An 11,982-nucleotide genomic window follows, 5' to 3' on the forward strand; every position below is an offset into this window, starting at 1 on the left:
GTCACGCGGCGACCCCATCGGCGAACAAGCGCAGCCGGCCCAAAGGCAATCGCAGCCGGAGCCGGCGACCCGGGGCCAAGTCCCCACCGGCGACTGCACCAGCCCAGGCCGGTTGCAAGCTGGTCAGCGACAGGCCCGCCAGTTCCGGCGCATCCAATGCCAGTTGCACCATGATCTGGGCACCGCGATATTCGCTGTCGGTCACCCGGCCGGGCAGGCAGAGATGGCCATCATCGATCTGTGGCCGGTCCAGCGCGGCATCATCCAGCCCCAGCCATTCCGGCCGCAGGCAGAGCACGGGGGCCTGCCCCGGCTGGTTGTTACCCAGTTCCAGCCCTGGCAGCGGCCAGGGCCCGAGGAGCAGGGAACCATCCGGCGCGCTTGTCAGCGGCAACCGGTTCATCGCGCCGATGAAACCGGCGACGAACAGGCTGGCCGGCCGGTCATACAGGTCAACCGGGCTGCCGACCTGTTCCACCTTTCCCTGGCTCAGCACCATGATCCGGTCGGACAGGGTCAGCGCCTCTTCCTGGTCATGGGTGACCATCAGCGTGGTGATGCCCAGCTGGCGCTGCAGGCGGCGCAGTTCCCCGCGCAGATCGCGCCGCACCTCCGCATCCAGGGCCGACAGCGGTTCATCCAGCAGCAGCAGGCCGGGACCGGGGGCCAGGGCGCGGGCCAGCGCCACGCGCTGCTGCTGGCCGCCCGACAACTGGCCGGGATATTTGCCGGCATGGGCGGTCAGGCCGATCAGGGTCAGCATGGCATCCAGCCGGTCCCGCCGGGCCGCACGCGACAGGGCGCGCAGCCCATAGGTGATATTGTCCGCCACGCTGAGGGTGGGGAACAGCGCATAGGATTGGAAGACGATCCCGACATCCCGCCGTTCCACCGGCACGGCGGTGACATCGGCCCCATCCTGCCGGATGCTGCCTTCCGTCGGCGGGGCCAGCCCGGCAATGGCGCGCAGCAGCGTCGTCTTGCCGGAACCGGACGGCCCCAGCAAGGTGACAAATTCCCCCCGCCGCACCGTCAGATCAACGCCCGCCAGGGCTGTGAAAGAACCGAAACGATGGCCGACCCCCGACAGGACCAGATGGGCCGGTGCGGTGTTGGCAGCAATAGAACCAGGGATCATTTCGCTTCCGATTTGGCATCATAACGGCGCGACCATTCGGCTAGAATGCGGTCGCGGTTGGCGGCGGCCCAGGCGAAATCCTGCTTCACCAGCCGGCTTTCCAGATCGGCCGGGATATGCGGCACCTTGGGCTGTACCTCCGGCCGGGCGACGATGGCGAAGTTCTGCGCATAGAGCGCGTTGGCCTCCGGGGTGACTGCCCAATCCAGCAGGGTACGGGCCGCCGCCAGCTTGGGCGTGCCTTTGACGATACCGACAGCTTCCATGTCCCAGCCCAGCCCCTCCGCCGGCAGCACCAGTTCCAGCGGTGCCCCCTGTTCGATCAGCTTGCTGGCGCGATATTCAAAGGACAGACCGATGGCAAATTCTCCGGTCGCTGCCTGCTTGCAGGGTTTGGAACCCGAATGGGAATAGCTGGCAATGTTGCGGTCCAGCGCATCCATGAAAGCCCAGCCCTTTTCTTCCCCCATCATCTGCAGCCAGGCGCTGACCATCAGGAAGCCGGTACCGGAGGAGGCGGGGTTGGGCATGGTGATGCGGCCCTTCCAGGCCGGATCGGTCAGGTCGGTCCAGCGGGTGGGCAGGGCCAGCCCCAGCTTTTCCCGTTCCACCTTGCTGACACATAAGGCTGAACTCAGCACATCCATGCCGACCCAGGTGGGTTGCGGCCGGCTGTCGCGCAGGGCCGGCTTCACCTGCGCCAGACCAGCCGGCGCATAGGGTTCCAACATGCCTTCCTGGTCCATCAGCATCAGGGAGGTGGCGGTCACCCCCATCACCACATCGGCCTTGGGGGCTGCCTTTTCCGCCAGCAGCCGGGCGATGATGACGCCGTTGCTGTCACGCACCCAGCGGATTTCCACGCTGGGGTTTGCCGCCTCGAAAGCCGCCTTGTAGGCCTTCAACTGATCAGCCTCCAACCCGGTATAGACGGTCAGGCTGGTCTTTTCCTGCGCCCGGCTGGCCGGCGCTGCCAACCCCATGGCCAGGGCGACAAGGGCGAGCGGCAGGATGGAAAGGCGGCGGAGGCGCATGGGGGCATCCTCAAAGGACGAAGCAGATCAGGGACGGGGAGCCGTTTTGGCGACGGGCAGACCATTCCGGCCGCACCATGAAGGCGGGGGAACTATATTGGAAATCCATCGTATCAATGGCAGATATAGATAAAATCTATAGGAGTGGTCATGCTTCATACACAGTTGCGGGCCTTTCACTGGGTGGCGCGGGAAGGAAGCTTCACCCTGGCGGCCCGGGCGCTGGCCATTTCCCAGCCCACCCTGTCGGCAGAGGTGAAGGCGCTGGAGGAACGCTATGGCATCATGCTGTTCCTGCGGGAACGGCGCGGCGTGACACTGACCCAGGCCGGGCAAGCCTTGCAGGAGATTACCCACCGGCTGTTCGCGGCGGAGCAGGAGGCGCTGGAACTGCTGTCCGGTCACCGGGCCCTGACGGGCGGAACGCTGAATGTGGGGGCCGACGGGCCGGTGCTGGCCATCCCGCTGGTGGCGGAATTCACCCGCCGGCATCCCGGTGTGAAGCTGCGCCTGTCGCTGGGGAATGCGGAAACCATCCGCCGCGATCTGCTGGAGATGCGGCTGGATGTGGCGGTGCTGGCCAGCCCCACCATCGACCCGCGCCTGACCGGGCTGCCGCTGGGGCGGGATCAGGTGATGGTGATGATGCCGGCCAGTCACCGGCTGGCCGCCTGTGACCATGTGGACCCGGTGGAGCTGACCAAGGAACGGGTGCTGGTGCGGGAACCGGGTTCCATGACCCGCCGTGTAGTGGAACGGGTGCTGGCGGAAGCCGAACTGGTGCTGACCGACACCATCGAAATCGCTTCCCGCGAGGCACAACTGGCGGCCGTGAAGGCCGGCATGGGGCTGGCCTTCATCTGCAAGACGGAATTCAGCGGCGACAGCGACATGGTGCTGCGACCGCTGCAGGGGCTGCGGATTGATCTGGACGAATATGTCCTGTGCCTGCGTGACCGCAGCCGCCTGGGCATTGTCCGCGCCTTTCTGGCGGTGGGGGAGGCGATGGCGGGGGCGTGATCGCCGATCAGGATTTCGCCAGGGCCTGGTTGATCAGGGCGTTGAACCGGTCCAGCCGGCAGAAATCCCCCGTATCGGCGCAGCCGGGAATGGGCAGGATTTCCGTAAAAGGCGGCTGGGCCACCGACAGCGGGGTCAGGTGGCGGATCTGGTCAGGCGTCTGCGCCACATAGGCCAGCCGCACCCAGACGGCACCGGCCGGATCACGCCAGCGTTCAAAGCGCAGGCCGCCGCCGATGGGCGGATCATCCTGGCCATAGCCATCCACCTGGAAATGTACATCCAGCAGGCTGGACAGGGCGGCGACATTATTGTCATGCCCGATCAGCAGGGTCAGGGCCGGCCCCTTGTCCGCCGACAGGGCGTCCAGCACGCGCGGCGCCATCTTGAAAGCCGTGTGGCGGGCCATGTAATGCGGCCGTGCATAGACCTCGAACAGCAGGGCGTGAAGGCGGGATATCCGGGCCAGTTCCGTGGCGTCGAGCTTGCCCCAGGCCACATCCTTCATCGGCATCCCTTCCAGATACTGCAGCAGGAAGACCTGTGCCGTGCCCGACGTGATATAGATCGGCCCCAGCAGATCAATGCCCTTGCCATCGGCCGATAGCGACAGAGTGGCTTTGGTGCCGGCAATATCACAAGGCGGGTTGCGGCGGTCGCAGCCCAGCGCCTTTTCCATCAGGGCGATTTCCGCCTTGTAGGGGGCGGTGATGCCCTGCGGATCGCCCTTTTCCGCCCGGATGGCGGCAATGGCCGCTTCGGGGGTGAAGCCCGTCATCTCATTGGGCGGGCTGAACAGCGGGTCACGGGTGCCGGGCTCCAGATGGGAAACCTTGACCTTGCAGCCGGGGGCCAGACCGTCGGCCAGCGCCTCCCCCGTGCTGATGGTGCGGGCGGCGCTGTTGGTCCAGATATCGACCACCCCATCCGCCGGGCAGCCGGCGGCCGGCAGGATTTGGCCATTGGCGGCCCAACCGCGCAGATAGCTGCCCAGCAATCGGGTTGCCGCCACACCATGGGCGGTCAGCAGGCTGGGCGGTTCCTTCCAGGCTGGCAGCGGCTGTTCGTTCAGCCCGGTGATGGCGGCTTCGGTTTCCAGCGGCGTGCGCAGCCCATGGCGCAGCAGCAGCACCGACCGTTCCAGTTTCCAGCCCGGCCCCGGTGCCGGATCGGCAGCGGCCAGGGCAGGGGCGGCAATAAGGGTGGCCAGCAAGGCCAGGACAAGGCGTTTCAAGACGCGGGTTTCCTTAAAGCTGGTGGAAAGGGGATCAGAATTCCAGCCGCAGCACCATTTGGGCGCTGCGACCGCTGGCAATGGTTTCCGGCACGGCATTGCTCTGCCGGCCGATGGTGGCGCGATAGGCGAGGTCGTTCAGCAGATTGCGGATGGAGAATTCCAGGGTGGCGCCCGGCGACACCTGCCAGTCGCCCTGCAGGTCCAGCCGCTGCGACGGCTGGACCCAGACATCCAGGGCGCTGCCATTCATCCGGCTGCCGCTGCCGGAAAGCCCGTGCAGCCCGTATTTCTGGATATAGGCATCCGACCAACTGTAACTGACGGACAGGGACCAATCGTCCGCCGCATAGCGCAGGCGGCTATTGACCTGCCAGTTGGGCGCATATTGCAGCCGTTCCACCGGGGCGAGGTCTGGCATGTTCAGGCGTACCCGGCTGTGCTGGCTGTTCAGGCTGGTTTCCAGCACCAGGGCGTTGAACGGATCAGGCAGGAAATCCAGTTCCTGTGCCGCCGCCAGCTCCGCCCCCCACAGCCGCGCCGTGCCGCCATTGAAGGGCTTGACGATGGGAAGGCTTGCTCCCCCCCCGTCGGCGAGGCCATTGTAATTGGCACCGGCATCATAAAGATAATGCCGCAAGCGCTTGTGATAGAGCGACAGGCCGGCATGGCCACCCGGCCAGCGCCATTCCCCGCCCAGATCGATATTCAGCGCCGACACCGCTTTCAGATCGGGATTACCCTGGATAAGGGTAATCGTGCCATTGGCGTCGCGGCTGGCCGTGGCACTGCCGGAAAGCTGATAAAGCGCGGGGCGCACCTGCCCGGTCCAGATGGCCAGCCGGTAACGCTGATCCTCATCCGGCGTGTAATTCACCAGCAGGCGCGGCAGCCAGGCTTTATAGCGGCTTTCGCCCCGGTTCCAGCCATAGGCAATGCCGCCCGCCGGCACCCCCTGGTTCCCCGACAGCCAGTAGCGTGTATTGATTTCCGCCCGTTCCACCCGCAGGCCGGGCAATAGCTGCCAGGGACCACGCTGCAGATCACCCTGCAGATAGGCGGCACTGACGGTTTCCTGACCGCTCATGCTGTTGCCGTTATAATCGTCCGGGGTCCAGACGAAGTCACCGGCATTGGCGCGAAAGCGTTCCAGCAGCAGCCCCTGATCGATCAGCGGCACCTGATAATCATAAAGCCCCTTGGCCACCGTCACCCAGGTGCCATCGGACAGGCCCAGCGCTGTCAGATCGCCCATGCGGGTGCCGGGCGGCAGGGCGGCGCTGCCGCCGCTATTCTGCGGGCGCTGGTTACGGCGGGTGACGCTGTTGTCACTGCGCACCAGCTTCAGGCCGGCTTGCAGCTTCATGCCGTCTGTCCCCGTCTCCAGGTCCAGCCCGCCGCCATCCTTGCGCTGCCGGCTGGTCAGGCTGGTATATTCGCCCAGGTTGGAGGCAGGCACCGCGTCGGCACCGGCCAGCAGTGCCTGCATCTTCGGCCCCAGCAGCGGCACCGGATAGCCGCCCCGGTCAGCCATCACCAGCCCTTCATCCACCGTGGTGCCGCGATTGTTCCAGAACGACACCTCGATATGGCGCGGCTTGTCATTGCGGCCCCAGCTGTGGAACAGGTAGGGGCGCAGGGTCAGCGCCCCGGCCCTGATTTCGCCGCCGCCATGCAAGGTCAGCAGTTCCGCCTCGTCCGGGTTGGTCTGGAACCAGTAATGCAGCTGGTTCTTGACGCTCTGTGTCTGGTACAGGCCGTTGTCCAGCGGGATGCGGCGGGTGAAGCTGGCATCCCGCCCGCCCTGGAACCCCACCTGATAGACATCCTGTTCGGTATCGGCGCGGTTCCAGCCGGCGCGCAGGAAGGCGCTATAGGGGGCATCGGGCCGCCAGTCCAGTGCTGCCGCGGCACCGCCCCGCTTGGTGCGCCCGCGCACAAATTGCGCATTCAAGGAGGTGGCCAGCAGGTTTTCGCCCGCATCCATGCCGGCCGGATTATGGCCGGCCGCATCGGTGATGGCATAATCGAACTGGCCGCTCTGATAGGTCTGCTGCCGGCTGGCAAACGGGCGGCTGTCGGCATGGGCGCGCAGCACCAGCCCGAGCGCATTATCCCGCCCGAACAGCCGGGACCATTCCACCTCGCCCCCGCCACCAGCGCCGGACAGGTGATAATCCCCCGTCCGTGTCGTCCAGTTGCCGCGCAGGCTGATACGGGTGCGCTCTGCCCCCAGATCAAAGGCGCTGGCGCTGCGGAAATCGATGATGCCGCCGATGGCATCCCCATCCTTGTCCGCCGTCAGGGCGGTTTCCAGATGCAACGCGTCCGGCCCGAAGGGGGGCAGCAGGCTCAGTTGCACATCCCGGCTATAGGGCAGGCTCTGGGCGATATTGATGCCATCCATCAGCAACTGGCTGTAGGCACCGCCCAGCCCCCTGATGGCGATGGACTGGCCTTCCGCCCGGGCAGCCCGGTCGATGCCGCCCAGATCACCTTGCAGGGAGGTCATCATCACATTGACGCCGGGCAGGCGGCCCAGCAGTTCCGCCATGTTGCGGTCGGCCGCCCGGTTGAAATCCGCCGCCGGCAGGATATGCACGGGCAGGGGGGCGCGCAGTTCGGCGGCAAACCGGTCCTGCAGGCGCTGTCCCATCACCAGGATTTCCTCTGTCGGTTCCGGCGGTCGGGGCGGGGGTGGGGTGGGGCGGCTGGCAGGGGCTGGCAGGATGACGATGGTGCCATCCGGCTGTTCACGATAGATCAGGCCGGTGCCGGCCAGCAGCAGATCCAGGGCCGCCCGAAAGCTGGTGCCGTCCGGGATGGAAGGGGCCGCGCGCGGGGGCAGGGCGGCACCCTGGAACAGCAGATTGCGCCCTGATTGCCGGGCCAGGGAGAGCAACGCATCCGACAGGTTGCGCTGCTGCGACCCCGGTGCGGCAGGGGCCGCACCCGCCGCCAGCAAGGCGGCCCCCAGCGCGATGGCCGCCACCGTGCGGCCAGGGCGGGGATCAGCGCCGGCGCGGCTCAAGCTGATACTCCCCCGGCGCTGTCTGGCGCCAGGATAGTGGATGCAGCAGGGTCAGGGCGTTCAGGAAGCCGCTGATATCAGCGGTGTGGAAAACCCCGCTGACTTTCAGCCCTGACAGGGCGGGATCGGCCAGCCGCATCCGCACGCCGGTGCGGGCTTCCACCTCCGCTAGTGCCTCGGTCAGGGGCGTATCCTCAAACACGGCCTGCCGGTCCCGCCAGGCCAGCACCCGGCCCAGATTGGCGGCAGTCAGCCGCAACGGCGCGCCTTGGGCCTGGCTTTCCACCTGCTGGCCCGGTTTCAGCACCGTCAGCACGCGGCCATTCTGGGCATCGCGCACATCGGCTGCCCCTTCCAGCAGCACGACCCGCACCTTGTCTGCCCGGTGGCGGACGGTGAAGCGCGTCCCCAGATCATGCACGACCAGACCGCGGGCAGCGACCGTGAAGGGGCGCAGCTTCTCATGCACCACATCGAATTCGGCTTCCCCCTGATGCAGGGTCACCTGACGGGACAGGGGATCGATGCGCACATGCAGCCTGGTGCCGGCATCCAGCCGCACCAAGGTGCCGTCTGCCAGCATGATACTGTGCCCCTCGCCGGGGCCACTGGCATAATCGGCCTCTGTCACCGCTCCCTGCCAGCCGATCACCGCCAGCAGACAGGCCGCCCCCATGCCGAACCCGGCCAGCAGCGGCCCCCGCCAGGAACGGCCGGTGCTGCTGCTGCGGGCGATGCGGAAATTGCGGGCGCGCAGCATGTCCGGGCGCATCCGGCCCTGGTCATTGATGGCACCGGATGCGATCCAGGCGCGCGACACGATATCCATCGCCGCCACATGGTCGGGGCTGGCCTGCAGCCATGCCTTCAAGGCGGCCTGCTGATCGGGGCCCAACTTGCCGGATGCCGACAACCGCATCCATTCCGCGGCCTGATCCAAAATTCGTTGTTCCGGTTCGCCCGTGATCACTGTTCTGTCTCCGCCAGATGACGGCCCAGATGCACCAGCGTGCGGTCAACCAGCCTTGTTACTGTCCGCGTATCCATGCCCAGCCGTTCCGCCACGTCACGGTGGCGCATTCCATCAACACGCACCAGCAGGAACACATTGCGGGCAATGGGATCAACCTGCTTCAACGCCTCTTCCAGACGTTCCAGATTCTCACGGCCGATCAGCGCCTGTTCGGGGCTGATCGCCTGATCGTCGATCAACTCGCCGGCTTCTTCCAATTCCTGATGCTGGTCGCGCAGGCGGGCGCGGTCGCGCCGGAACCGGTCCACCAGCAGGCTGGAGGCGACACGCAGCAGAAAGCCGCGCCAATTGCCAACGCGTTCGGCCGGGGCGGCACTCAGCACCCGGACGAAAACATCCTGTACATAATCTTCAACATCACTGCCGCCACCGATCTGGCGGGTGAAATAGGCCCGCAGCATCGATTGATGCTCGGCATCCGCCAGGGTTCGGGATTTTTCCGCCATTCTTCCGCATCCAGCCTGGGCCTTGCGGCCATGCATATTGGCGTGTGTGGTCCTAGCGGATGTGGGTTGCAGTTTGATGACGGTGGCGGACATGGCAGCTCTCCGTCGGCGCAAGGCGGGTGTGTCACCCACACAAGGCACCGGGCGATCAGGGAAAATGGCCGGCCCCGGTATTGGGAGCCGGCCATCGAACAACGAGCCTCAGTACGTGTATTTGACAGTCAGCAGGCTGGTGGTGCCGCTATCCACCACGTCGGAGATCGCCAGACTGTTCTTGCCCACATGCGACCAATAGGTGTAGTCGCCCAGCAGGTTGGAGACGGAGAGATCGACGCTGAAACCGCCTTCGAACTGGTAACCGGTATGCAGGTCCAGGCGGGTGGTCGGGCGGACCCAGAGATTGTCCCAGGTGCCCGGCTGGTTCAGGTAGTTGTAAACGGAGACGTAGCTGCCGGTGTAATTATAGATGACGTCGAAGGTGAAGCCTTCATATTCATAGAACAGCTGGGCATTGGCCAGCCATTCCGGGGCGTTCTGGATACGCTGGTTGCGGCCCACCGTATCATTGCCCAGGTCCACCGACGTCCATTGACGGGTGAGATTGCCGCCGATGCCGAAACCGTCAAACGGGGCCGGCAGATCCTTGAACTTCTGCCGCAGCGTCAATTCCAGGCCATAGACATCGCCCTTGCCGCCATTCTGCGGCGTCAAGGTACGGGTACGGCCGCTGCCACCCAGCGCCGCATTCACGCCGTCGGAGCCGTTCTCGTAGAGATAATCCGACAGGTGCTTGTAATAGCCGCCGAAGGAGGCGTAGCCGCCCCAATCGCTGCGCCATTCACCCGACAGATCGGCGTTCAGCGAACGGATCGGCTTCAGGTCCGGGTTACCCATGGTGATGGTGGTGACGCCATCATCCGACAGGTCATAGCGCGCACCACCGGCCAACTGCACAAAGGCCGGACGGGTGTAGGAGGTCCAGACCGCCGCGCGGTAAACGCTGCTGTCATCCGGGCGCCAGTTGGCGTGGATGCTGGGCAGCCATTCATTATAAATGGTGTCGGTCTTGGCCCAGTTGCCGCCGACGCTGCTGCTGGCCGGCAGTTGCCAGAAGGTGTTCTTGATCTCGGTATGTTCAAAGCGCAGGCCGGGGATCAGTTCCAGATCGCCCAGCTGCCACTGGCCCATGACATAGGCGGAGCTGACGGCTTCGCGGCCCTTCTGGGTGTTGCAGTTCATATTGTCGACATAGGGGCGGCCACCGCCGCAACTGTCAAAGCTGGCGGCGTTCTGGTACTTGCGGAACAGTTCCAACATCCGCTCGTGATCGATTTTCGGCACCGACCAGCCATATTTGCCGGGGAAAATCTCGTCATAGCTGCCATTGGCAATGCCCAGGCTGGCCCAGGTGGGACGGCCGCCAACCAGATTGGAGAAATGGTCGTTGGTCCAGTCGCGGTTGGTCACCTTGCGCTGGCTGTCGATATATTTGGCGCCGAACTTGACGAATTGCAGGCTGCCTTCATCGAAATCATGCTGCACGTCGATCTTGCCGCCGCGCTTGTCCTGGCCGCTGGCCTGGGAGGTCAGCTGACCGGCGCGGCGGGCATAGAGCGCGGTGCCGGCATTATCCAGCGCATTGAACATTTCCGGCGTCAGCAGCGGGATGGGGAAGTTATTCTCATACCCCATGGAAACGCCGCCGCCATAGTTCCAGCGGTCGTTAGAGCTGTACTGGTCGTTGCGGGCTGAGCCTTCCAGATGGTCCGGGCGGTTATTATTGCCCATGCTGTAGAAAAGCTGCGGGGAGATTGTCCAGGCGCCGATCTTCTTTTCTGCCCCCAACTGGAAGGTCGACAGATCGGCCTTTTCCGGGTTGGTTTCATACCAGATGGAGGTGCGGAACTTCTGGATATCCAGGCCGTAGAGCCCGCTGGGCTGCTTGATCCGGCCCTTGTTGGTGCTGACAATCTGGCTGAAGGTGCTGTTCTGTACCGTCTTGGCGAAGGCGTAAGAGGCGCGGAAATAGGCCTGCAGCGTCTCATCCGGACGCCAGTCCAGCGACAGGTTGCCGCCGTAACGCGCGGTGCTGCCGTTCGACACCCCGATATTCACGCCCGTCTGCACCACGTTGGACAGCGGGTCCAGGCCCGGCGCGCTGTTGGAGCCGCCGGCATCACCGGTCAGCGCATAGGCCCAGCCACCATCGCTGCGGGCCGCCATGGCGCCGGCCATCTGGCTGTTGGCATAGTTGCGCTTGTCGTAATAGGCGCTGACATAGACGCCGAACTGGTCATCCTGGCCGAATTTGAAGGCCAGGTCGCCGGCGGTGCCGCCGCCCAGGCCGCTATCGCCATAATCACGCGCCCGGCTTTCCATGCGACCGGAGACGGTCATGCTGGCATGGACATCCTGCTTGAAATCATAGGCCGTGGGGGTGCGGAAATCGATGGTGCCGCCGATGGCATCGCCATCCATGTCGGGGGTGGAGGTCTTGTTCAGCGCAATGGTGTGCAGGCCCGACGGCGGCAGCAGGCTCAGCTTCACGCCGCGGCTGTAGGGCATCCCCTGGGCCACGGTGATGCCGTTGATCATGTTGACATTATATTCGCTGTTCATGCCGCGCACGGCGGCGAACATGCCTTCACCACGGGCCGCACCATCAATGCCGCCGAAGAAGGACTGGCCGGTATTCACCACCGTCACGCCCGGCAGCAGGCCCAGTGCTTCGGCCACATTGTGCACAGCGGTATGTTCCAGATCCTCGTTGGAGAGGATGGCGACGCTGTTCTTGGACTGCATCTGCGCGTCGCTCGCCTGATAGCGGGTGGCGACGACCAGGATCTCTTCCAGGACAAGGGGTTCATCCGCATGGGCGGCGGCGAAAGGGGCAAGCGCGACGGCGGTGGCCAGCAGCACCGATTTCAGGGCGGGGCGATGCATGATGATCCTCAAAGGCTCCGTACTTGGGTTTGGAGGGATGTCACCACCCCTCATCAGCCAAGACGCATCCCGCACCGCAATAACCGCGTGTCACATAACTTTC

At 65.0% G+C, this 11,982-nt stretch carries 8 protein-coding genes; 1 reads left to right on the plus strand and 7 read right to left on the minus strand.

Annotated elements, in window-relative coordinates:
* Position 1 precedes the first annotated feature (1 nt).
* Positions 2 to 1,138, minus strand: coding sequence for an ABC transporter ATP-binding protein (locus CHB97_RS06005; RefSeq protein WP_089287058.1), 1,137 nt, complete (start codon positions 1,136 to 1,138; stop codon positions 2 to 4).
* Positions 1,135 to 2,172, minus strand: coding sequence for a putative 2-aminoethylphosphonate ABC transporter substrate-binding protein (locus CHB97_RS06010; protein ID WP_089287059.1), 1,038 nt, complete (start codon positions 2,170 to 2,172; stop codon positions 1,135 to 1,137). Before CHB97_RS06010 ends, CHB97_RS06005 begins: the two co-directional genes overlap by 4 nt.
* Before the next feature lie 150 nt (positions 2,173 to 2,322).
* Here CHB97_RS06010 and CHB97_RS06015 point away from each other — a divergent pair, with 150 nt between their 5' ends.
* Positions 2,323 to 3,192, plus strand: coding sequence for a LysR substrate-binding domain-containing protein (locus CHB97_RS06015; RefSeq protein WP_089287060.1), 870 nt, complete (start codon positions 2,323 to 2,325; stop codon positions 3,190 to 3,192).
* A gap of 7 nt (positions 3,193 to 3,199) precedes the next feature.
* Here the strand turns inward: CHB97_RS06015 and CHB97_RS06020 are convergent, their stop codons facing one another.
* The 5 genes from CHB97_RS06020 to CHB97_RS06040 all read right to left on the minus strand — a co-directional run bounded on the left by CHB97_RS06020 (position 3,200) and on the right by CHB97_RS06040 (position 11,879).
* Positions 3,200 to 4,426: a histidine-type phosphatase gene (locus CHB97_RS06020; RefSeq protein WP_089287061.1), complete on the minus strand. Its 1,227-nt coding sequence runs from the start codon at positions 4,424 to 4,426 to the stop codon at positions 3,200 to 3,202.
* A gap of 34 nt (positions 4,427 to 4,460) precedes the next feature.
* On the minus strand, positions 4,461 to 7,457 hold the full coding sequence (locus CHB97_RS06025) for a TonB-dependent receptor (RefSeq protein ID WP_089287062.1): 2,997 nt from the start codon (positions 7,455 to 7,457) through the stop codon (positions 4,461 to 4,463).
* The gene (locus tag CHB97_RS06030) at positions 7,438 to 8,427 is read right to left on the minus strand and encodes a FecR domain-containing protein (protein ID WP_089287063.1); all 990 of its coding nucleotides are present in this window, start codon (positions 8,425 to 8,427) and stop codon (positions 7,438 to 7,440) included. The genes CHB97_RS06025 and CHB97_RS06030 overlap by 20 nt, the downstream gene beginning before the upstream one ends.
* Entirely contained in the window at positions 8,424 to 8,936 is a 513-nt protein-coding gene (locus CHB97_RS06035; RefSeq protein WP_160105607.1) for an RNA polymerase sigma factor, read from the minus strand. The genes CHB97_RS06030 and CHB97_RS06035 overlap by 4 nt, the downstream gene beginning before the upstream one ends.
* A gap of 201 nt (positions 8,937 to 9,137) precedes the next feature.
* Positions 9,138 to 11,879 (minus strand): TonB-dependent receptor, encoded by a 2,742-nt coding sequence (locus tag CHB97_RS06040; RefSeq protein WP_089287065.1) that lies wholly within the window; start codon positions 11,877 to 11,879, stop codon positions 9,138 to 9,140.
* Positions 11,880 to 11,982 lie beyond the last annotated feature (103 nt).

The sequence above is a fragment of the Azospirillum sp. RU38E genome, from assembly GCF_900188385.1.
Classification (GTDB): Bacteria; Pseudomonadota; Alphaproteobacteria; order Azospirillales; family Azospirillaceae; genus Niveispirillum.